We start from the raw sequence: 23,303 nt of genomic DNA, 5'->3' as shown, positions 1-23,303 counted from the left end.
TTAAGGAAAATATTTTTATCTATTGATATTTTCATTATAGCAAGTAGACTTACTTTTTACAAGTAAAGCAATTTACTGCAAATGAACTATGGTTGCACCATTGCCACCTTCATTTGCCGGGGCATAATTGTAGCTCTTAACGTGTTTACTTGTCTTTAAATATTGCCAGACACCTTTTCTAATGGCCCCTGTGCCAATACCATGAATAATTGTCACAACATCTAGTCCAGACAATAAGGCTGAATCAATGTAGCGGTCTAAGTTGGTCATTGCTTCATCATAACGCTGACCGCGCAAGTCAAGCTCGCTTCTAATATTACTGCGCCTGCTGGCGCTGACAGCGCGCACCTTTGGCTTAGATTGTGACTTTTGCTGCGGGCCAATCTTTTCAATATCACGATCACTAACTTTAACCTTGATGATCCCCATCTGCACTTCATATTCATGTTCAGCTAATTTTTTAGTAATCGTGCCAGTCTGTCCGTAAGACAAGACCTTTACTTGATCACCCACGTTAACATGATGCCGTCTTTTTTCACGTTGTAACACCCGATTATGGGCCAGGTTTTCGTTTTGCCGTTCAAGCTGATTAAATTCACCTTTGGCTGCAATTATCTCGTTTTGCTTCACATTCCCCTTTTGCTGTTCAAGCTGCGCTATAATTTTATCAGCTTTTTTGCGACTTTTGGCTACTACTTCGTTAGCTCTTTCCTGCGCAAATTCCAACTGCTTTTGTACACGTTGATTATACCAATCAAGCGCCTGCTCAAGTTTTAATTCCAGCTTTTGCGCCCGATCAAGGCTGGTTGCTAAATGGTTATGCGCATCCGTTGCCGCTTTGGTCTGTTTGGTTAATTCAGTAATCATCTGATTAATATCAACATTTTGGTCACTCATTAGCCCTTGAGCTTTTTTAACAACATCTTCACGCATACCAAGTCTACGTGCAATTGCAAAAGCGTTACTATGACCAGGAATACCAATCTGTAAACGGTAGGTCGGAGACAAAGTTTTTAGATCAAATTCCATTGATGCGTTGGTCGTTCTTTCACGGTTATAACCATATAATTTTAGTTCAGGATAGTGCGTGGTAACAATAATCTTGGCTTTTCGCTGGCGTAAAAAATCTAAAATACTAATTGCAAGGCTTGCACCTTCTTCTGGATCTGTTCCAGCACCGATTTCATCTATTAAGACCAGAGTTTTGGCGTCTACTTTTTTCATAATTTTAACAATACCGTTAATGTGTGAAGAAAAAGTACTTAATGACTGCTCAATAGATTGTTCATCCCCGATATCAGCACAAATATCCTTAAAAATACCTGCTTTACTGCCCTCTGCAGCTGGAATGAAAAGACCAGACTGCGCCATTAGTTGTAAAATACCAACTGTCTTTAAGGTAATAGTCTTACCGCCAGTATTAGGCCCCGTGATTAAAATAGTATCAAAATCTTCGCCTAAGCGAATGTCATTTGCTACTACCGTTTTGGGATTAATTAGGGGGTGTCGCGCCTGCAAAAACGACAAAGATTGATCACGAGTTAGTCTTGGTTCGGTTGCTCTCATACTTTGAGCCAATCTTGCTTTAGCCTGAATAAAATCTAATTTAACTAAGCCGGCAGCAATATTATCAATATTATCAACTTCAACGCGAGCCAGATCAGATAAATGATGCAGGATACGATTAATTTCTCTTCTTTCTTTTGCCAAGAGATTTTGCTGGCGGTTATTAAGGTTTAAAACAGCACTGGGCTCAATAAATAATGTTTGTCCACTGGCACTTTGGTCATGGACAACGCCGCCAAATTTATTACGATACTCTTGCTTAACCGGAATAACATAGCGTTCATCCCTAATCGTCACAATCTGTTCGGATAAATATTTGCTACTGCTGCCCTTGATGTAGCCATCCATTCTGTCTTTGATTTCTGCATCGTTTCTTTTTAGTTCATGACGCAAATGAGACAGCTCACTTGATGCAGCGTCAAGCACTTCCCCATCAAAATCAAGTGAACGGTTAAGCGTAGCATATAAAGACTGCGGTACTTCTAGTTGCGCTAATATTGGACTGATTACCGTTAAATCTAATTTTTCTGCATCAGTATTAGTAAAAAATTCGTTAATTTCATTTGCCAATGCTAAAACCAATAATAAATTACCTAATTCTTTAGCATTTAGGTTTGCTTTAATCCGTAAGCGCTTAGTACTAGGTCTGACATCAGTAAAATCTGTTAAAGGTAATTGCCCCTTAATCCGCAATATATCTGCACCTGCGAGTGTCTGCTTTAATGCCAGTTCAACTTGAGCAAAATCACTACTGGGAACAAGATTTATTGCTTTCATTTTCGCTGGTCTGGTTATAGCCAGCTGCTTTAATTGCTCAGTAATTTTTGCAAATTCTAAAGTTTTTAATATTTTATCATTCATTAGTTCTCTATTTATTATCTTGAATAAAAAAGGCTGGCTTGGCCAGTCTTTTTGTTATTCTCCACTTAAGCGATCATCGTCCAAAAATGTATTCAATACACCTTGAACCATGTTCCATTCATCATCTGCTTCAATCTCATGCAAGTCGCTACTGGTTACATCTCCTGCAGAATCTGCATCATAGCTGAAGGCTAAAACTTCAATTTCATCTTCATCATCAGCAGCTGCTGGATACAGCAGTATGTATGATTTATCGTAGTCATCTGAATGAAATGTGAATAAAATTTCATATATTTCTTCGTTACCCTGATCATCGATCAAGGTAATTTGACGGTCATCGCCGTTAATATCTTGTGCCATATTAATCCTTTCGGTTTAGATCCAAATAGTTTTGCAGAATCAAAACAGCAGCCATTTGGTCTACTACTTTTTTGCGCTGATGACGGTTATGCATGCCAGCTTCTTCAACTAAAACCCGTTCTGATTCAACTGTTGTTAAACGTTCATCGGAATAATAAACCGGCAACCCAAATTTTTGCTCTAAGCGTTTACCGTAGTTCTTACTCCTTAAAACAGAGTGTCCAGAAGACCCATCCATGTTTTTAGGTAGACCTAAGACAAAGCCCTCTGGCTCATATTGACGCACAATTTTTTTAATTGCACGCATACCAAAATTATAACGCGTTTCATCAATAGGAATAGTTTCAAGCATTTGCGCAGTAATACCTAATTCATCACTGACCGCAACACCTACTGTCTTTGACCCAACATCTAAACCAACTAGTCGCATTATTTATCTTTTCCAAGATAATTTTTGACAAGCTCTTCAATAATTTCATCGCGTTCGTGCTTCAAAATTAAATTACGAGCATCATTATGCCGTGGAATATAAGCTGGATCGCCAGACAACAGGTAACCAACAATTTGGTTAACTGGATTATAACCTTTTTCTTCTAAAGCATTATAAACGTCCTGCAAAGTATCATGCACATTTTTGCCTTTATTTTCATTAAAGTCAAAATGCATCGTTTTATCTAGCGAACTCATAATCATTCCTCCTAGCATAATTTTACTTGAAAAATAGTACAAACTCAATCAATTAATTTTTTGATATCGCTGTGATTACTGTCTGAATAGCATTTTTAAGACCCTCAGGTTTTTTACCACCTGCTTGTGCCATATCAGGACGACCACCTCCGCCGCCACCAAAGATTGGCGCAACTTGCTTAATCAAGTCTCCTGCTTTAAGCCCCTTTGCTAGTGCTTTTTCTTTCAAGCTAATAATCATATTAGCCTTACCCGCGCTAGCACTTGCCAAGACAAGCACATCAGATTTATTACTGTTCTTCCAAGTATCAGCAAACTCACGCAAATCTTTCATACTGTTTGCATCAACCTCTTGCGCAATCACACTTAAATCTCCTGCTTGCTCTACGTTATTAAAGATAGAGTTGGCTTTGCTTTGATTAATTTGCAAGTTCAAATCTTCAACCAGCTTTTGACTATCATGCAAGTCTTTTTCAAGAGAATCAACTTTATCAATAATATCTTCAGGCTTAGTTGATTTTACTTCTGCCTGTATCTCATCTAACAGTTCTGATCTATTAGCCAGGTATTCATACGCCTTTTTAGAAACGACAGCTTCAATTCTTCTCATCCCCGCACCAATAGCTGATTCGGAAATAATCTTGAAAATACCGATTTGATTAGTATTAGCGCAATGCGTACCACCGCAAAATTCAATTGAAAAATCTGCCATTTGGACAACCCGGACTTTATCACCGTATTTGCCATCAAATAATGCCAGCGCACCCATTTTTCTACCATTTTCTGGATCGGTAATCGTTGTTTGAACTTCTATTGCAGCCCAGATTTTTTGATTTACCAGATTTTCAACCGATTTAATTTCCTTATCTGTCATTGGTTCAACAGCTGTAAAATCGAAACGCAGATAATCAGGTTCAACTAAACTGCCGGCTTGATGAGTATGCTCACCTAAGACGCTTCTAAGTGCTGCATGTAATAAGTGAGTAGCAGTATGTGAATGGCGCAAACCCTCACGGCGAACCCGGTCAATTTTTAATGTATATTCTTCACCCTTTTTCAATGGTAAAATCACGTCAACAAAATGCATGTTCTGGTCATTTGGCGCATGTTGCACATCAGTTACCTGGGCTACAAGTTCTCCTTCTTGGTCATAAATATTGCCGTGATCGGCAACCTGACCACCACGTTCACCATAAAATGGAGTTTTATCAAAAATTAAAACAGCATTGTCGCCATCAGCTTTATCAACTAATTGGTCATTGACTATAATATCAGTTAATTTGGCATGTTTTTCTTCATAAACGCCATATTCAAATTCTGACTTGTCCTTTAAATTCATCAAAGTTGCATCTTGAGAGCTCATTGATTGCAGATTGCCCCGAGCTTTACGGGCACGTTCTTTTTGAGCAGCCATTTCGGCATCAAAACCTTTTTGATCAACTTTTAAACCTGCATCTTGGGCAGTTTCAAATGTAAGTTCGTAAGGGAAGCCGTAAGTATCAAATAATTTAAAGGCGTCTTTACCAGAGATGGTCTTATCATTTGAATTCTGCGCTTTGACAATTAAGTCATTTAGCAGAGACAAGCCGGATTCAAGTGTCAGTTGAAATCTTTCTTCTTCATTTTTAATTACCTTGGCAATAAAGTCTTTTTGATTAGTAACTTCTGGATAGTGACTCTCCATAATTTTGCCGACTACTGGCACCAATTTGTAGAGAAAAGCACCTTTAATGCCCAACCTTTGACCATTTAAATCTGCCCTGCGAATTAAACGCCGCAAAACGTAGCCCCGACCTGTATTTGATGGCAAAGCCCCATCAGCAATAGCGAAACTAACAGTACGGACGTGATCGGCAATAATCTTGAAAGCAGTAGTATCGGCATTATTAGTGCCATATTTTTTGCCTGCTGCCATTTTTTCAGTTTCATGAATAATTGGCAAAAAGAGGTCAGTTTCAAAGTTAGTTGGTGCATCCTGCAAAATAGACAAAACACGCTCTAAGCCCATACCGGTATCAATATTCTTATGCGGTTGATCAACATACTTGCCATTTGCCAAGTGATTGTATTGTGAAAAGACGATATTCCAAATTTCCAAATAACGAGCATTTTCACCACCAGGGAAGTTTTCGGGATCATCTTCTGCCACGTCATTATTTTCTTGACCACGGTCATAAAAGATTTCGGAATCAGGACCGCAAGGACCTTCACCAATATCCCAGAAATTTTCTTCCAGCTTAACAATATGATCTTCGGGCATCCCAACTTCCAACCAAATTTTGTACGCTTCGGTGTCTTTAGGATAAACCGTGCAGTATAGCTTTTCCTGATCTAAATCAAGCCAGTCTGGACTCGTCAAAAATTCCCAAGCCCAAGTAATCGCTTCTTTTTTGAAATAATCTCCAACTGAAAAGTTACCCAACATTTCAAAAAAGGTTTGGTGTCTGGCAGTTTTACCCACATTTTCAATATCATTGGTTCTAATGGACTTCTGTGAACTGGTAATCCGGTGATTCTTAGGGACTACAGAACCGTCAAAATATTTCTTCATGGTTGCTACACCAGAGTTTATCCACAGCAAAGTTGGGTCATCTTGTGGGATTAAAGATTGACTCGGCAATACCATGTGTCCGTGCTGCTTGAAGAAATCCAAAAACATTTGTCTAAATTCTGAACTTGTCAGTTTCTTCATCAAATATATCTCCCTTTTTGCCAAAATAAAAACACCGTTGCTTACTTTAAGGACGCCTTTAAACGCGGTACCACCTCAATTGCAACAGTGTTTGTTACCTCTTAATTATTTTTATTTGTTGAACTTTAAGGAGCATTTTTTAAGTAACAGTAAATCTTTTTCACCAGACGATTCTCTCTTTGAACTGCAAATCTTAAAAAACATATCTTAAGTTAACAGTAATTGTACTACTTGCACAGTTTTTGTCAATAACTGGGCAATTTATACTAAGTTATGCACAAAATATCCACTTTCATATTAGCGGTAAAAATCATCAAAAACAGTTACCGGTAAATGCCGCTTATGCTCACTTTTGCGCCACAAAGCTTCGATCTTTTCTGCTGCCTCGTCTGCTACAGTCTGCCCTTCCAAATAATTATCAATATCGTGATAGCTGACACCTAAGGCTTTTTCATCAGGCAGACCCGGCTGTTCTTCTTCCAGATCTGCAGTTGGTGCTTTGTGATACAAATGCTCTGGGCAATTTAAAAACTTGAGCATCTGCCTACCTTGTCTTTTATCCAAGCGGAAAAGTGGTGTTAAATCTGCCGCACCGTCACCATATTTAGTGTAGAAGCCGCTAAAGTTTTCAGCTGCATGATCTGTCCCGACAACAGCACCGTTATTAGCTCCTGCAATAGCATACTGCACTACCATACGCTCACGGGCCTTAATATTACCTTTATTGAAATCCGTAATTTCTTGACCTGCTTCATGCAAACTGGTTACCAAAGCATCAACAGCAGGCTTGATATTGACGATTAAGTCTTGATCGGGCTTTTGAAAAGCTACTGCATCTGCTGCATCCTGTGCATCTGCTTGAACACCGTATGGTAAACGAACTGCAATAAATTGATAGGAGTTGTCGCCCGTTTCAGCGCGCATTTCTGCAATCGCCATCTGGCAAAGTTTACCAGCCAGAGTAGAATCTTGACCGCCCGATATTCCCAAAACATAAGTTTTCAAAAAAGAATTAGCTTTGAGATAATCTTTCAAGAAATCAATTGACCGTCTTACTTCTTTTTCAAGATCAATTTGGGGTAAAACATGTTCATAGGCAATGATTTTTTCTTGCAACGGTCTCATTGTGCAGCAACTCCTTTGTTGATATTATTGCGAATATCTTGAATGATATTCATTTTACTGTCATATAAATCTTGGGATAAGTCAACTGGATATTCTTGCGGGTTCAGGCTGCGCTTATATTCTTCCCATAACCCGTCTAAATTAGCAGCACAGATCTTCTTAATATCAATTAATTTAGGTTGCTGATAAGTTAGTTTGCCATCAACAAAAATATCTTTTAAGAGAGGCTCAGCAGTATAATTAGTCACAACTTTGTTAATGTACGAATATTGTGGGTGAAACATGTACAATGAATCAAAATTGCGGGGATCTACGCCTACGCGCGCAATCCAGTCACCTTCATTTTTCTTTTCCGTATTAGCTGAAATACGCCAAACCTGCTTTTTACCAGGTGTTGACACTTTCTCCACATTCGAAGAAATTTTTAATGTGTCACGCATACGATGTTGATCATCTTCAATTGAAACTAATTTATAAACAGCTCCTAGCGCAGGCTGATCATAAGCGGTAATGTACTTGGTACCAATACCCCAAACATCTATCTTAGCGCCCTGCATCTTTAAACTGGTAATTGTTGTTTCATCTAAATCATTAGAAGCATAAATTTTAGCTTTAGTATAACCAGCATTATCAAGTTCACGGCGAACCTGCTTTGAAATATAGGCCATGTCTCCTGAATCAATTCTTACGCCTTGGAAGTTTATCCGCTCTCCCATTTCATCAGCAACCCGAATTGCGTTGGGAACCCCACTTCTGACCGTATCGTAGGTATCAACCAAAAATACACAGTCCTTATGCGTTTCTGCATAAGCTTTAAATGCTTCGTATTCATTGCCAAAGGCTTCAACTAAAGAATGAGCATGAGTACCTGAAACTGGTATGCCAAACAGTTTACCGGCACGTACGTTGCTTGTTGAGTCAAAGCCACCAATATATGCTGCTCTGGTGCCCCAAAGTGCGGCGTCTGTTTCTTGTGCGCGCCGTGTACCGAACTCCATCACACCGTCACCTTGAACAGCCAATTTAACACGCGCCGCCTTAGTAGCAAGTAAAGTCTGGTAGTTAATAATATTTAAAATAGCAGTTTCTACTAATTGACATTGCGCAAGCGGTCCTTCAACTTGCAATAATGGTTCATTGGCAAAAACAATTTCACCTTCCGGCATAGAACGAACTGTCAACTTCATTTCTAAATGACGCAAATAGTCAATGAAGTCATCATCGTAATCAACTTCTTCTTTTAAGTACTTCAAATCACTTTCTTTAAACTTTAAGTTCTTTAAGTACATAATCACATGTTCTAGACCTGCATAAACGGAATAACCATTGCCAAATGGTTCTTGACGATAGTACGCTTCAAAAACAGCGTTACGCTCCGAAATTCCTTTTTTAAAGTAGGTATACATCATATTAATTTCATACAGGTCTGTATGAAGGGTTAACGAATCATCTTTATCCAATTCTTGGTAAAACATTCTGTCCTCTTAACTAATTTCACTAAATATTTTTGTTTTATTATAAACATTTGTGGACTTTTTAACAATCTTACCAACTCAAAGGATAGTGTCATACACCTTCAAAATACTATCTAGCTGCTGGTGTAATGAAAAGTGCTTTACCACATAATTCTTTTCCCGATATGCCATTTCTTTCAGTTGTTTTTGGGGCATACTTATTGCCTGCTCTAAGGCAGAACAGATTGAAGAAACATCTCCAATTTGAGCCACAAAGCCATGCTCTTTATCAGGGATCATCATGTTAATATCACCAACTGCTGTCGATAATAGCGGTAGCAGATTGTCACTTGCTTCTAGTAAAACCAGAGGAAAGCTTTCAGAATAAGAAGTCAATACAGCTAGATCCATTCGCCGATATAAATTTTTCAACTGCTTATGTGTCATGAAACCTTGAAAAGTAACTTGTGGTCCTAAATTTAACTTCTGGGCTAAGTCTTTTAGTGCCTTTAATTGTGAACCATCCCCAGCAATAAATAAGTGCACGTTGGCATTGTTTAGTTCTTTCAAAGCTTTTAATAACAAATCCTGACCCTTAACTTTTTCAGTTCTGGCCACATTCACAATATTAAAGTTAGGGTGTTCATACTTTGCCGGAATTTCACTGTCTTGATGAAAAAAAGTGCCATTATAAATGACATGAACTTTTTCAGCTTTTACCTTTACCTTCTTTACCACTAAATCGGCAAATCTTTTGGTAACAGCAAAAATACAATCTGCCTTACGAATAGCACTGAGGTTAATTTTGGTAAACAATTTTCCACTCAGACCGCGATCGGTAAAATCAAGATAGGGATCTGAATGGATAGTTATGCACCATTTAGCAGTTATTTTGCGCCTAATTAGGGAAATAAACAGGTTTGCACGGGCACCATGAGTATGAACAATTTGATAATCGCCATTATTAATAAAATCAGTGAGTTTTTTTAAGCTTCTTAAGTCATAGCGGCTTGTTATTCCCAAAACATGCACCTTTATTTTTGCAGCTCTTGCAGTTTGAGCAACGGGTCCATCGCTTAAACAGAGCAAAGAAAAGTCTTGCTGTTCACTTTTTGCCTGCTTTAACAGGTTGATAATATGCGTTAAACCGCCGCCATTTTCAAGACCGGCATTAACATGCAAAACTTTCATAATTATTCTTTTCCCTTTTTTGATTTGTAAACTTCATTAACAAATCGTGGCAAAACCAGCATTCTTTTATAACGTGAAGGATTTTTAAGTAAGCGATAAAACCATTCTAAATGAGCTGACTGCCAAATTTGCGGAGCGCGTTTTGTCTTTCCTGAAAAAACGTCAAAACTGCCGCCAACTCCCATCATCAAAGCAGGTAATAAATTTTTACGTAAAATAGATAAAAGCTGTTCTTGCCGAGGTGAACCTAACGCAGCAAAAACTAAATCAGGTTCGGTGCGCTCAATTTGATAAGCAACAAGTTCAAGGTCTTCGTTAAAATAACCGTCCTCAGCACCAACTAGTTGAATATCAGAATAATCACGTGCAATTTTTGCCTGGATAGCATGTATTACATCAGGTTTGGCTCCTATCAGGTATACCCGTAGTCCCCGTTCATTAGCTAATTTCATCAGCCAAACAAATAAATCATAGCCGGTTACCCGTTGTTTAATAGGCTTTTTTAATATCTGACTTGCCTTAACAATGCCAATACCGTCAGCAGTGATATAATCAGCATCGTAAGTTAAAATTTTCATGAATTCAGGATTTTCATTAGCTGCCATGACAATTTCTGGGTTGGCGGTAACGATCAAAGTTGATTTGTGGGCGTTAATTCGGCCAATAAATTCGTTTTGAAACTGAGTAAAACTTTTATTATCGAAATTAACTCCTAAAATATTTACTTTAGCCATAACTATCTCCTACCATTCAATTTACTTTTATTTTACCAAATTAATATCCATTTCTGGACATGCTTTACCTTTTCTATAAATATGATACTATTAACTCGTCAAAATAATAGGAGTACCGATATGAAAAAAATTATTACTTACGGCACATTTGATTTGTTGCATTATGGTCATGTTCGTTTATTAAAGCGCGCACGTGAACTTGGAGATTACCTGATTGTTGGCTTATCAACCGATGAATTTAATCAGTTGCAAAAGCATAAAGAATCTTATAATACTTATGCGGAGCGTAAGTATATTCTTGAAGCCATTCGTTACGTCGATGAGGTCATTCCTGAAAAAGACTGGCAACAAAAAACCAATGATGTTAAAAAATATGGTATTGACACTTTTGTGATGGGAAATGATTGGCAAGGCAAATTTGACTTTTTAAAACCTTATTGCAAAGTAGTTTATCTGCCGCGAACGCCGGGAATCTCCACCACAAAAATCAAAAACGATTTGAAATAAAAAAACTCTGAACTAACTGATTGAAGTTAATTCGGAGTTTTTTATTTGGAAAAAGTAAACTCAAAACGATCTGCCACGTAGCTGGCCCTGGTGTATTCAAAAGGGGTACCGTCTGATAATTCCGTTACTTGCAAACGCGTAATCAGGGCCTCACCCTTTTTGGCATCGAGTAAACGCGCAGCATTTTCATTTGCGACAGCTGCAGAAATATGTTCAGTTACCCGACCAATACTATAGCCGCTTTTTTCTAAAGTTTGATATAAATGAGAAGAAATATCACTTTTTGACATATTCGCAATTACACTTTGCGGAATGGTTACTACTTCATAACAAATAGGAACATCATCGGCATAGCGAATTCGCTCCATCCGCAAAACTTCTTGTTTATCACTTAAATCAAGCCTTTCCATTTCAGATAAAGACGGCTTACCAAAGCGATACGAAATCAACTTACTGGATGGCGTTTGACCATTGGCATGGGTAATATCGGTAAATGACATAATACCTGACATTTTTTCCTGCACTTTTTGATTAGCAACATACGTACCGCTACCCAAACGTTGCTCCAATATCCCTTCATCTTCTAAAGTTTTTATTGCTTGACGCAATGTCATGCGGGAAACACCGAACTTTTGCGCTAATTGTCTTTCAGCTGGTATCTTGCTGCCAACTTGATAATCATGATTTTCTATTTCTCTTTTAATTTGATTATGAATTTTGATGTACATTGGTTCTTCCATGTATACACCCCCATTACATCTTTTATTATAATCTAAATTGGTCTATTTTGCATAAAGCGCTATCATTCACCTATTTACTTTTAACTTTTTTTGGTGGTCCATTTCATTCCCCACAGGCGAAATTCAGCATCTTGCCCACATTCAACGGTAATTGATTTATCACTCGTCGCAATCACAGTCGCATGCATTTGTGCCTTATTTTCTACCGCTAAATTAGCTCCGTTAGAGTTAAAGATAAGGTCATGTCCTTCTAGTTGTGCATGATCACTAAGTGCTAAAAAATATTCATATTCATTACCACCATTGAAAGTAACCCGCCGAGAATTACAATCAACTTTATCCTGAAAATCAGCGTGATTAACAATCACAGAATTATTAAGTGTAAGCTGAGCTTCTCCTGTCGCAATTAAACGATTAAGCCGACTATTTTGAATAATAGCATGCGGCTTCTTTTCAAAATAAATACCACCTTTAGCTTCGCTGCCAATGATATTAACCCAGGCTTCATCTGTAACAAACATTCCAGTATCTTCTTGTGATAATACCGTGCTATTAAGCATGTTCAGCCAAACTTGTCCCTGCAACAGCAATGAGTCAACCTGAGAATTATTAACATCAAGCTCTACATTAGATTTTGTAAAAGTATCAATACTACCTTGAATGCGAGAATTATTAACTATCGCGGTACCGTGACCCTCTAAAGCTAAAGCACCGATATCCTTAGTAACATTTTTAATGGTAGAATCGTTCATCTCTAAGCGAAAATTTGCATCGGCAAATAAAGAAACGGAGCCGTTCATTATCACAGTTGAATATAATTCAAGAGTGACTTTACCATTTGCTGCAATAACGGCAGTATCATTGCCGAAGCCTTTAACTATACAATTGCGCAATGACAAAAAAGCGTTTGCTTCTGCTGGCAAAAACAAACTATTAGCGTCATCAACCGTATTAATACATAAGTTTTCTAAATTAATAAACTGACTGCCAGCATCAACGTTAACATAACCAAGTATTGTTGTATCTTCAGGCAGATTGCCAGTTCCTTTAACTGTGATATCAGATAGATATATTCCTGTAGGCAATTCATAAAATCCGGGCTCTAATAAGAGAACATCATCTGCACGCAAGTCTTTTAAGGCATCGTGCCAGCTGATTTCCTTGCCACCAGCGCCCACTCGCACAAGTCTTGACATAAATTTCCCTTCCCAATTAAAAGTAAGCTAGCATCTATTGTACTATGATTAGCGCAAAAATAGTTAAAATTTAACGATTTGATTTTTTGAGCTAAATAACAGCTCTATTGCAATTAAAAATAACCATTAAATTTATCAAACTACAATTTGCTAACTTCAAAAAATAATATATACAATATTGTTTTTGCATATAAATACTACTTTATTAACATTGGTTCAGACCAATTATATACGATTTTTTATAAATAACACTTTTTATCTTTTGTGAAATAAATAACTAATAAATTACCGTGCATAGTAATGACTATTTTGGCTTTTTTTAGATAACAAAAAGTATTTAATTCCTCGATATAAATAGTTGACCTACCATAAAAAATGCTGTATACCCTATGGTAAAGGTAAATGTATAAATTACATAAAGAGGTTTTAATTATGCTAAAGTTTAATAATGGAGAGGGGAAAAATAACGCCTATTATTTTTCAAAAAATAACAGGGTTAAGTTTTTTTCTTATAGTTTAATTGCAAGCGCTTTAATTGGATCGGCAATGGTAACTACTGAAAAAGCGGTCTATGCCAGTATTAACTCGTCACCCATTTCAGTAAGTAATTCTGACACCAAAAATAATAACAGTTTTAAAAATAACATTACTGGTAAGTCAGAAATTGAAAATAGTGTTACCAAAAGCACACAAAACGAAAAAGTTACCGCTCGCGGCAAAGATAACAAGTGTGACTGGACCTATAACGAGGACACAAAGACCCTAACAATTAAAGGTGGAGCTTTGTCAGCTACACCAATCAGCCAGATATTGGCAGATCATGATTACGAAGGTGAAAAAGTTAGTCCTAGCGATATTCAATATATTAAGTTTGAATTAGTGATGGCTGATTATGGCGAGTACCTAAAAGCTGGACTAGCACGTAATTCCAGTAGCAAGTTTGCTAATTTACCTAATTTAATTGGTCTTATCGGTTTAGATAATGTTGATGCCAGCAATGCCAGTGATTTAAGCAGTTTATTCGCAAATGACATTAGTCTCAAACAGCTTGATTTGAGCTCTTGGGATACAATCTCAAACAGGGACATGAACAGCATGTTTAAAAATGATGTTCAGTTAACTGAGGTCAATTTAGATAATATTAGGACTGACAGTGTCTTTGATTTCAGTCACATGTTTGAGGGTGACACTTCATTAACAACTCTAAAATTGGCTAACTGGAAAACTGGTAATGTCAAAAACATGAGCTATATGTTTAATGGAATAGCTGCTACAGATTTAGATGATATCACTTCTTGGCAAACATATAGCGTTACCAATATGAGTTATATGTTCAATGATCCCAATTTAAGGCAATTAAACTTAAGCCACTGGGACACGGGTAACATTTTTGAAATGACAAGCATGTTAGACGGACTAGGCAATAACAGTAATGGTTTTGTTCTTAGTCTCGGAAAGCATCGACTAAAGCCAGCAGCTTTTGCTACTTTCAAAATGCCTAAGGTTATCCCAGTAAGTAATGGCAGCATAGCTAAACCTGCAGGAAAAGCAATTTCGATAGCAGAATTAATAAAATTATACGATAGAGAAGATGTCAATTGTCCGGCTGAAACCTATGTCAGTCAGCCTATAACTTGGTCTACTGGTTCAATTGATTTAGATCACACCACTAGTGACAACCACTTACCTGTTAATAAAGGGGACTCCAATTTTGAATCCAACAATTCTACCGCTGGTTCAATCGGAACTACCACAGGTATTTCAACTAATGTCCCTGCTGTTTCTGCTCCCTCTAGCGAAATTCAAAATAACAAAAAAACTACAGAAGATGAACCGGTCGCAATACCGGCTAAAGATGAAAAGCAAACGGTAGAACCGCAGTCAGTTGATAGCAGCAATGTTAAGACACCACGCACAATATATTGCACAATTCAGGTTTATGATAAAACAGGCAGTCCAATTCAAGGCTTTATTCTTAAACCAGGAATGACTGTTGAAACTTTCGGTACACAAACTATTAATAACCAAAAGTTTTATAAACTTGGTGAAAATATTTTTGCTAACTCACAAGACATTGAGGGTAAGAAAAGAAAAATCAAGCACAATTCATTCGTTTATAACAAAAAAGGCAAAAGAATTCGTAAATTACTGATAAAGAAAGGCAAATCAGTTCGGGTCTATGGTAATCCGATCAAAATTAAAAAGAAGCTTTACTATGTAATTGATAAGAATAAGTATATTAAGGTTAATAACATAGCCTGAAGTAACAAAAAAGACGACTCATACGAGTCGTCTTTTTGATTATTGGGTTAGCTGGATTCGAACCAGCGCATACTAGTACCAAAAACTAGTGCCTTACCGCTTGGCTATAACCCAGTGATAATGGAGGAGGGTGGATTCGAACCGCCGAACTCAGAGAGAGCGGTTTTACAGACCGCCGCGTTTAGCCACTTCGCTACTCCTCCGTCACGCACGTTAATTATAATACCGAAAAACGTACGTGATTGCAAGCAAAATTTGCTTAAAAATTATTTCTTATTTTCTTTAACAAACTTTTCTAATCGCTTCAATCCCTCTTTAATTTGATCCATAGCAACAGCGTAAGAAAATCTGATGTAGCCTTGTCCGCCTTCACTGAAGCTAGAGCCGGCAGAAACAGCTACATGAGCTTTATCAACCAATTCATAGATAAATTGATTATCATCTTGGTCAAAGCCTTCTGGTATTTTGGCAAAGATATAGAATGCGCCTTGGGGTTTAGCACATTCAAAGCCTAATTTAGTTAAACCGGCATATAAAACATCGCGCCGCTTTTGAAATTCTTCTTTCATTGGCAGTGCATCATCCATTCCATTCTTAAAGGCTTCTTCTGCTGCATCTTGCATTGGTGTTGGTTCAGTTGTGGCAATTGCTTGGTGAATTTTAGCAATTTGCTGCAAAATATCTTTTGGAGCACAAACAATCCCAATACGGTAACCGGTCATGGCCCATGACTTGGAAACGCCGTTCATTAAAATAACTTGGTCATGCAATGTTTTTTCCATTGATGCGTGCGGTTGGTCATAGTTTAATTCACTATAAATTTCATCACATAGCGCAAAAATGGGTTTGTCGCGGATAACATCTGCTAGTGCGTCCAATTCATCTTGACTATACATTACCCCAGTTGGGTTAGTAGGATAATTCATGACCAGCATTCGCACCCGGTCTCCGTACTGATCAATTACCTTTTGCAATTTTGCTGGTGTCAACTTAAAGCCGTCATCAGATGTGTTAACTTTAACAACCTCTATGCCCTCATTAATAATGTTTTCATCTGTCATATAGAGCGGAAAAATAGGCGTGGGTACAACCATCACGTCGCCAGGATTAAGAGTTGCTAAAACGGCATCAAAAATTGACTCAGTTACACCGGTAGTAACTAGTACCTCAGTTTCCGGATCATAATTTTGATTGTATTTTTTACTCAAAAACTGGCTAGCGGCTTTACGCAAGCTCATTGTCCCATTTGAAGGAGCATAGTGAGAATGATTTTCATCAATACTTCTCTTAGCAGCCTCCTTAATATGGTCAGGAGTATTAAAATCGGGTTCTCCGAGAGTAAATTTAACTACATCAGGAATTTTACTAGCGTAATCTGAAAATTTTAAGATTGGGCTAGAAGGGGTTTCAGCTAGTCCCTTGCGGACATATTTAATTAATTTTGCCATATCTTTCACCAAACTTTCTTTTGAATTATCTAAATTATACCTTTAATAAAATTATTTTTCTACAAGATTTTTCTAATTTTTAGCTCATACAATTGGTATAAAGCAAAAGCTTTTTAACTAAAAAACACCTTTAATTCAAAAATTAAAGGTGTCTATTAAAATGCAAATTATCTTAGCCTTGTATTTGGTCTCTCAGTTTAATCATTGCCGGATAATTGTTGGTAAAAATACCTGCAACATGTTCCTGAAAATATTTTTTGGCAGTTTGGGGATCATCTACCGTCCAAATACGCTCAGTTATTGCTTCAGTTGCCGGCAAAAACTTTCCCGGATGAATACCAGCAAAATGATTATCTTTAACTAGTTTAGCCGAATTAGTTACATCCTCATCGGTTAAGTAACAATAAATTTGCTTAGGGTCAATCTCCTGACAATTTTTTAAAGTAACATAATCGAATGACGAGTAAATAATGGGATGAATAAAATGATAGTTCTGTGCGAGACTTAAAACAATTTTTTCAATTCCAGGATAATGAATAGTATTTGTTTTAAGCTCTAAATTAATCTGAAGATCGCGATTTTCGAGTAACGCAAATAATTCTTTCAGTTCTGGTACCCGCTCACCATTTGCTAGATGCAACTTTCTCAACTCTTGAAGAGTGTAGTCCTTAATATAGCCGCTGCCATCAGTTGTACGATCAACCTTTTCATCATGCATAACCACCGGTACACTGTCTTTTGTTAAATGAACGTCAAATTCAATCCCTTCAGCCCCGTTTTCAACTGCGTTACGAAAACCTTCCATCGAATTCTCAGCAAATTTAGCGGGATAACCCCTATGGCCAAATACAATCGTTTTGTTGTTACCGCTATTCATATTTTTATGTTTGTTTTACCTCATTTTGAATATAAACATTACAAACAAAGCACAGAAAATATAATAAACCCATTCATATAAAATTTAAATAGCAAAAGCTAAATAATTGTAATTTATTTTCTTCAATTTTTACTGGAATTAAATAAGCAAAAAAAGAAGCAGTCTATTTAAAACTGCTTCTTTTTCGGGTTGGGTGTTCGTAAGAACAATTGGGTTAGCTGGATTCGAACCAGCGCATACTAGTACCAAAAACTAGTGCCTTACCGCTTGGCTATAACCCAATGCCATTTGAGCTTTTACTTGATTGCTCAACATTAAATAGTATAGAAAATTGTGTCCTGCAAGTCAAGCAAAAAAATATTTTTCTTATGATAAATTGAGCTCATAGGCGTTTCTGGCACTGTTTTCAGTCTGATCAACCTGAACAATCCCCCGGTAGTTAAATCCTTGACTTTTAATGAGGCCCTGCATGCGCTGATTAAGTGCATGGGTATCAATACGGAAGTTCTTGATGCCCAGCATTAGACCACGAGAAATTAAGTTTGACATCATAAATTGACTCAGGTGCTGTCCGCGAAATTCTGTGCTTATTGCAATCCGATGAATGGTGGCATATTGTTCACTAGTATTTGCCCAAGAACCGTCTATTTGTGCATAGTTGGGATCAGGTGTTGTCAGTAAAACTGCCACTCCCGCTATGGTTTGATCTGCTACCAAGCAATAAGCACGCTCTTTAGCTATATCTTCAGTAAGCATTTTCCGATTAGGACTGCCACTTTGCCACTGAGGAATGCCGTCTTTTTTTAATAGCTTCTTTGCTTCACCAATAATGATCATAATCTGATCCAGATCTTCTTTTTTGGCCAAACGAATGTATACTAACATTTTCATATCCTATCTTGTCAAACTTATAAGTGAAAGCAAGAGCAGCCCGTCAACAAGGCTGCTCTTTTTAAGGCTCAAACCCAGAGTTGTATTTTTTACTTTTTACAATGTATGTGGGAACGCTGATAAAGTGCAAAGAACAAATATTATCATTATGAGAGATACTAAAGCCATAATAGTTGTAGTCGCCATCATGCAACGATCCTTGAGTATTAAACAAATCGCCAGCGTGCTCCCATTCCTGATAATAACTCCGGTCGGCACTTTCTTCTTCGCCACTGCCGACATAACCAAAAATCATTTGTTTTAAACCAAAATAGATACTCTTTTTTAGTTCTGTCATAGTCATTGTCGAATTAGGATTATAAAACCCAGCCATATCTTCAACAAAGTTGTCATCAAGTTTTAAGCCGTTAGCATTGCATGCACGAACAATTCCGGGAACATAGTGGCTGTCTTTAATGGTCTTATTGTTTTTACTGTACTCTAGCGCAATGTCAGCGGCTAACTTACCCGTTCCGCCACTTGCAACCCACGGAGCTAGGTTTAAATCATTTCTAGCCTCATTGATTAGTCTTAAAGAAAAAGCTGTTAGATCACCAATCTGCTGTGGGGTTAGCTGACCTAAATCTACTTGGGTTTCATCATCAGCTTTACTTTCAGATACTTTTAGACGGCTAAAATCATTGATCTTCATCCCCTGCATTGATGCATCAATAAAACTTTTACTTGGTTTGCCCTGATAGGCAGATAACAGTTCAGTTTTAGTATAGCCGCTTGGCAGCACCATTTTTGCTTTGGTATAAACACGTTTGGTACTCTTTTTAATGACTTTGACATCTTTAGCCAGAATCCAATGGGAATTGTTGCCAATTTTATAAGCCATTTTCTTTTTCTTGCCAATCTTTTTCTTTGCGCTATAGGGATAGCGGTATTTAGATTGCGCATAAAAGTTGGAATGCTTACCAGATAACTTATAAAGTCGTACTTTTTTCTTCTTTTTTACTTTAACGTAACCTTTAATAGTAGCTGCTGCTGCTTGTTCAGGTTCACCTAAAGTCAATCCTGGAATTGTGATTAAAAAAATAATATTAACGACGGCAATAGCAAGTTTGCTTTTCTTCATAATCTTCCTCGAGAGTTACTCTTATATTGGCTCTTTTTGGTATAAATTTAATTCTAAACTTATTACTAGAGAATTCCAATTAAATTATTTTTTCAATTCAAAAAACAACTTGAAATATTAGTTAATTTACTAAATTGGTAAAAATAAAACTAAGTAACTAGAAAATAAAAAGCAGACGCTAATTCACGAGCGTCTGCTGATATCAATCTTTATTTTTTAGAGCCAGCTAATTAGTACCAACCGTTAGCTTGCCAGAATTGTTTAGCAGCTGCCCATGAACCATAACGACTTGCAACGTAATTGTTAGCAACACGTTCTTGGTTAGCAGCTGAGTAGTCACCATTAAGGTATGAAGCAGAAAGTTGGTATTTACCAATGTACTGTCCATTTTGTGCACTGTATGAGCCACCGGATTCACGATTTGCAATCCATGCCTTAGCCCCTGCTTCTGTATCAGAAGCAGCAGCAGTGTAATTTACATTATTATAATTTGTAGAATCATTATTAGCAGCAACTGTACTGTTTTGCGTTACGCTGCCGGTTGCAGCTGCTGTATTTTGAGATTCATTTGCTGGGTAGTAGCCTTTATTAACATATTTAGCTCTAACCCATTGATTCTTGCCTAGGTCATACCACTTGTGACCCTTCTTGTCATAAGCAGTTTTAATGACTTTCCAAGAAGAATTACTTGGTAAAATTTGCCCAGTAGCTTCAGGATGTTTGTAACTGTCCCAAACACGAATTGAATTGCCATCAACGTAGTTTACAGTCACAACTGCTGCATCATTTTCTACAGTAGCTGCTTGAACATCGCTAGTATTAGCCTTGCTCATGATCGCAACTCCTGAAGCAGATAATGCTGCTACTGCTGCTGATTTAGCTAAGATAGATTTTACCTTCAAAAAAATTCTCTCCTTAAATAAAAATCCTTAACAATTTTTTCAAATCAAAAATAGCAAAGTATTATTCAATTTGATGGTTTATATAGTACAACGTTAAAGTTGCAGAACCATAACAGGAATATCACTCAACTTTTAAGAATTAATTACCTCTGCCGCTCAAAATGTCACACTTGTAACACAAATTTGTTCTAAATTTAGTGCTTGAAAATGCTGCAGTAACAAGGGATTAAGCTTAAATTGCTTATAGCAGGAACACCCGTTTGCAATGTGCAAACTTCACTGAACAAAACTGATTTTGCAACACAAATGAAAAACTTTGACTAGTTTTACTCGTTTACCCAATAAAGTGTTATAGTAAAATTTAGATTTGGCAGAAAGGAAAAACACAATGAGCAAATACGAAGTTATCTTAGATGAAAAAGACTTGCAAATGATTAAGGATTGTCATTCCAAAAATCCTGCAATTATGAAAGCAATGGAAAACGCTAAAAAAATAGCAGATTAAAATACACTAATCACAGAAGGCAGCAATTTGCCCTCTGTTTTTGTTTGATTTGAATATCTGAGTGAGAAGCATTCATGAATTAAACTGCAGTATGCAAGAGCCACTTTTTTTAAAACAAAATGATGAACGAAATTAAATAGCAATTACCTCATTTGGGCGGCACTCGGCTTACAAAACTAGCTCGGAAACAAAAATATTGGTCTTATTTTGAAAATTATCATATTAAATAAAAAAACTTTCTACATTAATTACTGTGTAGAAAGTTTTCTTTTAATCTAAAAATTACTTAGCAATTTTTAACTTTTCCTGCCAGGACTTAGCCTTTTTAAGAGCCTCATTCAAGCTTTCGATATTTTCTTTACCTTGAGTAGATAACCATTTTCTACCTGCTGCTTCACTTTCAGCCGCAAAAGGTTTGATTGCGGGTTTCCAAGTAGCTCGCCCGCAAAGAACACCGTTAAAATCAGCACCAGCTTCTTCAGCCATTTTGATTTCAGCGATAAATTCTTCACTGGTTACACCAGCAGACAGGAAAATATATGGTAAATCAGTTATTTCAGACTGCTTCTTTAGCAAATCCTTAGCTTCTTCTTGAGTGTAAACAACGTTGTTGTCCCCATTAAAGCCGGCAACAAACTTAATGTTGAAAGGAATTTCAACCTTTAAGACAGTCACACCGTATTGGAGTTTGGAAAATTCTTTCATTGTTTTAAGCACTTTATCAGCCTTAACTTTTGCAAACTCCTCGCTTTTAGCGTCGGCAATATTTGCGTCATAAGTTAAAACTTCTAAAAAGAATGGTAGTTCATTAGCTTGAGCTTCTGCACCAACTCTTTCAACAAAAGCCTGCTTTTTATCATTAATTTCCTGTCCTTCATCGGGATCATAGTAAACCAAAAACTTAATGGCGTCGCCGCCTTCATTTTTAATTCTTAATCCAGACTGGTTAGCAATTAGGTCAGGCATTCTGCCCGGCTCTGTCGTATCATAACCAGTTTTTTCATAAGAAAGCAGCAAGCCACAATCTTGATCTCTAACTTTGGTTGCTGGTAAGCCATATTCAGGGTCAGTCAAAATGGCTGAAGCATAAGGAGTCAGTTCACTGGAAACTGCTTTTTTAAAATCAACAATTGTTGTTTCGTCAGCAGGCTTATTAGCAGCATCAGCCAGCATTTTTTTCAAAGAGCCACGTTGATCAATTGCCAAGGCGCTGATGATGCCGTCAGCCGTTGACAATTTTGCCATGTGTTCAGCAACTGCTGCAGAAATTGTTCTCATTATATTTCTCCTTCAATATCATTTTTCTTTTCATCTTTAAAACCACGAGTGAAAAGATTAAAAATGAAATACAAATTTAAAAGTTTATCCTCTTGATTTACCGCCAGACACATTAACAGTCTGTCCGGTCATATAACTTGATCTGTCTGAAAGGAAAAAGACAACAAGATTGGCAACTTCAGATAATTTGCCACTCCTACCTAAAGGAATTGTTGAAGTGTTGGCGTAGCCAGCACGTAATTGCTCAACAGTTTCATGTCTAGAATATGCTAACCCTTCTTCATACGATAGCGTTCTTAATCCAGTTGCTTCCAGCACTCCTGGTGCGACACCAATTACACGGACATTGTATTGACCTAATTCTTTAGCCCAAGCTCTGGTAAAACCATTGATTGCTCCCTTGGTTCCAGAATAAATTCCAGCACCTTGTGAGCCTTCCAAGCCTGATTCAGAAGACATATTAACAATTACACCATGTTTTTGTTTAGCAAGAATTTTAGCAACTGCAGAAGACATTAAGAAAACACTTTTAACATTAACATCAAACATCTTGTCATAATTGTTTTCATTGATTACATATTTTCCGTCTGGATCTTTGGGATCAACCAGAATACGAGGAATGTTAATACCAGCGTTATTTACTAACCCATCCAATTGACCGAAGTGATCAATTGCTGTTTTAACGACATTTTCTGTACCTTCTTTACTGGTGACATCTGTTTTAACCCATAAATAATTTGGTGCTTCACGTTTGTCATCATTTAAATCAGCATTGACAACCTTAGCTCCATCATCAAGCAGTTCATCTACAATCGCGCTCCCTATTCCTGAAGAGCCGCCGGTTACGATAAAAACCTTATTCTTAATATTTAACCAATCATTCTCGTGCAACATTACTAACCTCTTG

At 37.2% G+C, this 23,303-nt stretch carries 20 protein-coding genes and 3 tRNA genes; 2 read left to right on the top strand and 21 right to left on the bottom strand.

From position 1 onward, the window contains the following. Positions 1 to 72: 72 nt before the first annotated feature. From LACWKB8_RS02215 to LACWKB8_RS02175, 9 genes are all read right to left on the bottom strand, one after another. Complete coding sequence (locus tag LACWKB8_RS02215; RefSeq protein WP_038521504.1) at positions 73 to 2,427, bottom strand: endonuclease MutS2; 2,355 nt, start codon at positions 2,425 to 2,427, stop codon at positions 73 to 75. A 54-nt stretch (positions 2,428 to 2,481) separates the two neighbouring features. After that, on the bottom strand, positions 2,482 to 2,787 hold the full coding sequence (locus LACWKB8_RS02210; protein WP_038521502.1) for a DUF1292 domain-containing protein: 306 nt from the start codon (positions 2,785 to 2,787) through the stop codon (positions 2,482 to 2,484). Position 2,788: 1 nt separating this feature from the next. Further along, complete coding sequence (gene ruvX, locus LACWKB8_RS02205) at positions 2,789 to 3,217, bottom strand: Holliday junction resolvase RuvX (RefSeq protein WP_038521499.1); 429 nt, start codon at positions 3,215 to 3,217, stop codon at positions 2,789 to 2,791. Next, on the bottom strand, positions 3,217 to 3,474 hold the full coding sequence (locus LACWKB8_RS02200) for an IreB family regulatory phosphoprotein (protein ID WP_038521496.1): 258 nt from the start codon (positions 3,472 to 3,474) through the stop codon (positions 3,217 to 3,219). Before LACWKB8_RS02200 ends, ruvX begins: the two co-directional genes overlap by 1 nt. A gap of 52 nt (positions 3,475 to 3,526) precedes the next feature. Beyond that, complete coding sequence (gene alaS, locus LACWKB8_RS02195) at positions 3,527 to 6,166, bottom strand: alanine--tRNA ligase (protein ID WP_038521493.1); 2,640 nt, start codon at positions 6,164 to 6,166, stop codon at positions 3,527 to 3,529. A 297-nt stretch (positions 6,167 to 6,463) separates the two neighbouring features. Continuing rightward, entirely contained in the window at positions 6,464 to 7,291 is an 828-nt protein-coding gene (gene nadE / locus LACWKB8_RS02190; RefSeq protein WP_038521491.1) for an ammonia-dependent NAD(+) synthetase, read from the bottom strand. Next, entirely contained in the window at positions 7,288 to 8,766 is a 1,479-nt protein-coding gene (locus LACWKB8_RS02185) for a nicotinate phosphoribosyltransferase (protein ID WP_038521488.1), read from the bottom strand. The genes nadE and LACWKB8_RS02185 overlap by 4 nt, the downstream gene beginning before the upstream one ends. 78 nt (positions 8,767 to 8,844) lie before the next feature. After that, positions 8,845 to 9,936 (bottom strand): glycosyltransferase, encoded by a 1,092-nt coding sequence (locus tag LACWKB8_RS02180; protein ID WP_038521485.1) that lies wholly within the window; start codon positions 9,934 to 9,936, stop codon positions 8,845 to 8,847. A gap of 2 nt (positions 9,937 to 9,938) precedes the next feature. Then, positions 9,939 to 10,670: a WecB/TagA/CpsF family glycosyltransferase gene (locus LACWKB8_RS02175; protein WP_038521482.1), complete on the bottom strand. Its 732-nt coding sequence runs from the start codon at positions 10,668 to 10,670 to the stop codon at positions 9,939 to 9,941. A gap of 120 nt (positions 10,671 to 10,790) precedes the next feature. Between LACWKB8_RS02175 and tagD the strand changes: the two genes are divergently transcribed. Continuing rightward, the gene (gene tagD / locus LACWKB8_RS02170; RefSeq protein WP_038521479.1) at positions 10,791 to 11,177 is read left to right on the top strand and encodes a glycerol-3-phosphate cytidylyltransferase; all 387 of its coding nucleotides are present in this window, start codon (positions 10,791 to 10,793) and stop codon (positions 11,175 to 11,177) included. Between the two features lie 41 nt (positions 11,178 to 11,218). On the opposite strand, the gene LACWKB8_RS02165 is transcribed toward tagD, so the two are convergent. Together LACWKB8_RS02165 and LACWKB8_RS02160 are read right to left on the bottom strand one after the other, a co-directional pair. Continuing rightward, positions 11,219 to 11,917, bottom strand: a complete 699-nt coding sequence (locus tag LACWKB8_RS02165) for a GntR family transcriptional regulator (RefSeq protein ID WP_038521477.1) — start codon at positions 11,915 to 11,917, stop codon at positions 11,219 to 11,221. 80 nt (positions 11,918 to 11,997) lie between these two features. Beyond that, entirely contained in the window at positions 11,998 to 13,113 is a 1,116-nt protein-coding gene (locus LACWKB8_RS02160) for a hypothetical protein (protein ID WP_038521474.1), read from the bottom strand. A 432-nt stretch (positions 13,114 to 13,545) separates the two neighbouring features. On the opposite strand from LACWKB8_RS02160, the gene LACWKB8_RS02155 reads away from it, so the two are divergent. Beyond that, positions 13,546 to 15,375: a BspA family leucine-rich repeat surface protein gene (locus tag LACWKB8_RS02155; protein ID WP_038521471.1), complete on the top strand. Its 1,830-nt coding sequence runs from the start codon at positions 13,546 to 13,548 to the stop codon at positions 15,373 to 15,375. Positions 15,376 to 15,417: 42 nt separating this feature from the next. Here LACWKB8_RS02155 and LACWKB8_RS02150 read toward each other — a convergent pair. The 10 genes from LACWKB8_RS02150 to LACWKB8_RS02105 all read right to left on the bottom strand — a co-directional run bounded on the left by LACWKB8_RS02150 (position 15,418) and on the right by LACWKB8_RS02105 (position 23,290). Beyond that, a tRNA-Gln gene (locus LACWKB8_RS02150) sits at positions 15,418 to 15,489 on the bottom strand. 7 nt (positions 15,490 to 15,496) lie between these two features. Then, positions 15,497 to 15,578 (bottom strand) — tRNA-Tyr (locus LACWKB8_RS02145). Positions 15,579 to 15,641: 63 nt separating this feature from the next. Then, positions 15,642 to 16,823 (bottom strand): aminotransferase class I/II-fold pyridoxal phosphate-dependent enzyme, encoded by a 1,182-nt coding sequence (locus tag LACWKB8_RS02140; RefSeq protein ID WP_038521468.1) that lies wholly within the window; start codon positions 16,821 to 16,823, stop codon positions 15,642 to 15,644. A 172-nt stretch (positions 16,824 to 16,995) separates the two neighbouring features. Then, entirely contained in the window at positions 16,996 to 17,700 is a 705-nt protein-coding gene (locus LACWKB8_RS02135) for a glycerophosphodiester phosphodiesterase family protein (protein ID WP_038521465.1), read from the bottom strand. A gap of 209 nt (positions 17,701 to 17,909) precedes the next feature. After that, positions 17,910 to 17,981, bottom strand: a tRNA-Gln gene (locus LACWKB8_RS02130). Between the two features lie 85 nt (positions 17,982 to 18,066). Beyond that, positions 18,067 to 18,591, bottom strand: a complete 525-nt coding sequence (locus LACWKB8_RS02125; protein ID WP_371211450.1) for a GNAT family N-acetyltransferase — start codon at positions 18,589 to 18,591, stop codon at positions 18,067 to 18,069. Positions 18,592 to 18,652: 61 nt separating this feature from the next. Then, entirely contained in the window at positions 18,653 to 19,711 is a 1,059-nt protein-coding gene (locus tag LACWKB8_RS02120; RefSeq protein WP_038521460.1) for an SEC10/PgrA surface exclusion domain-containing protein, read from the bottom strand. Positions 19,712 to 19,941: 230 nt separating this feature from the next. After that, positions 19,942 to 20,613, bottom strand: a complete 672-nt coding sequence (locus LACWKB8_RS02115; protein ID WP_038521457.1) for a hypothetical protein — start codon at positions 20,611 to 20,613, stop codon at positions 19,942 to 19,944. A gap of 787 nt (positions 20,614 to 21,400) precedes the next feature. Beyond that, a complete protein-coding gene (locus tag LACWKB8_RS02110) occupies positions 21,401 to 22,396 on the bottom strand; it encodes a tagatose 1,6-diphosphate aldolase (protein WP_038521454.1) in 996 nt (331 codons plus the stop codon). Positions 22,397 to 22,480: 84 nt separating this feature from the next. Further along, a complete protein-coding gene (locus LACWKB8_RS02105) occupies positions 22,481 to 23,290 on the bottom strand; it encodes an SDR family oxidoreductase (protein ID WP_038521451.1) in 810 nt (269 codons plus the stop codon). Positions 23,291 to 23,303 lie beyond the last annotated feature (13 nt).

It is taken from the genome of Lactobacillus sp. wkB8, assembly GCF_000761135.1.
Classification (GTDB): Bacteria; Bacillota; Bacilli; order Lactobacillales; family Lactobacillaceae; genus Lactobacillus; species Lactobacillus helsingborgensis.
Note: the sequence above shows the minus strand (reverse complement) of the source record. Positions and strands in the feature narration are given on the sequence as shown.

What these genes read in the sequence shown, in the direction of transcription:
- LACWKB8_RS02215 (WP_038521504.1), bottom strand. Translation starts at nt 2,427, where the DNA reads ATGAATGATAAAATATTAAAAACTTTAGAATTTGCAAAAATTACTGAG.
- LACWKB8_RS02210 (WP_038521502.1), bottom strand. Translation starts at nt 2,787, where the DNA reads ATGGCACAAGATATTAACGGCGATGACCGTCAAATTACCTTGATCGAT.
- ruvX (WP_038521499.1), bottom strand. Translation starts at nt 3,217, where the DNA reads ATGCGACTAGTTGGTTTAGATGTTGGGTCAAAGACAGTAGGTGTTGCG.
- LACWKB8_RS02200 (WP_038521496.1), bottom strand. Translation starts at nt 3,474, where the DNA reads ATGAGTTCGCTAGATAAAACGATGCATTTTGACTTTAATGAAAATAAA.
- alaS (WP_038521493.1), bottom strand. Translation starts at nt 6,166, where the DNA reads ATGAAGAAACTGACAAGTTCAGAATTTAGACAAATGTTTTTGGATTTC.
- nadE (WP_038521491.1), bottom strand. Translation starts at nt 7,291, where the DNA reads ATGAGACCGTTGCAAGAAAAAATCATTGCCTATGAACATGTTTTACCC.
- LACWKB8_RS02185 (WP_038521488.1), bottom strand. Translation starts at nt 8,766, where the DNA reads ATGTTTTACCAAGAATTGGATAAAGATGATTCGTTAACCCTTCATACA.
- LACWKB8_RS02180 (WP_038521485.1), bottom strand. Translation starts at nt 9,936, where the DNA reads ATGAAAGTTTTGCATGTTAATGCCGGTCTTGAAAATGGCGGCGGTTTA.
- LACWKB8_RS02175 (WP_038521482.1), bottom strand. Translation starts at nt 10,670, where the DNA reads ATGGCTAAAGTAAATATTTTAGGAGTTAATTTCGATAATAAAAGTTTT.
- tagD (WP_038521479.1), top strand. Translation starts at nt 10,791, where the DNA reads ATGAAAAAAATTATTACTTACGGCACATTTGATTTGTTGCATTATGGT.
- LACWKB8_RS02165 (WP_038521477.1), bottom strand. Translation starts at nt 11,917, where the DNA reads ATGGAAGAACCAATGTACATCAAAATTCATAATCAAATTAAAAGAGAA.
- LACWKB8_RS02160 (WP_038521474.1), bottom strand. Translation starts at nt 13,113, where the DNA reads ATGTCAAGACTTGTGCGAGTGGGCGCTGGTGGCAAGGAAATCAGCTGG.
- LACWKB8_RS02155 (WP_038521471.1), top strand. Translation starts at nt 13,546, where the DNA reads ATGCTAAAGTTTAATAATGGAGAGGGGAAAAATAACGCCTATTATTTT.
- LACWKB8_RS02140 (WP_038521468.1), bottom strand. Translation starts at nt 16,823, where the DNA reads ATGGCAAAATTAATTAAATATGTCCGCAAGGGACTAGCTGAAACCCCT.
- LACWKB8_RS02135 (WP_038521465.1), bottom strand. Translation starts at nt 17,700, where the DNA reads ATGAATAGCGGTAACAACAAAACGATTGTATTTGGCCATAGGGGTTAT.
- LACWKB8_RS02125 (WP_371211450.1), bottom strand. Translation starts at nt 18,591, where the DNA reads ATGAAAATGTTAGTATACATTCGTTTGGCCAAAAAAGAAGATCTGGAT.
- LACWKB8_RS02120 (WP_038521460.1), bottom strand. Translation starts at nt 19,711, where the DNA reads ATGAAGAAAAGCAAACTTGCTATTGCCGTCGTTAATATTATTTTTTTA.
- LACWKB8_RS02110 (WP_038521454.1), bottom strand. Translation starts at nt 22,396, where the DNA reads ATGAGAACAATTTCTGCAGCAGTTGCTGAACACATGGCAAAATTGTCA.
- LACWKB8_RS02105 (WP_038521451.1), bottom strand. Translation starts at nt 23,290, where the DNA reads ATGTTGCACGAGAATGATTGGTTAAATATTAAGAATAAGGTTTTTATC.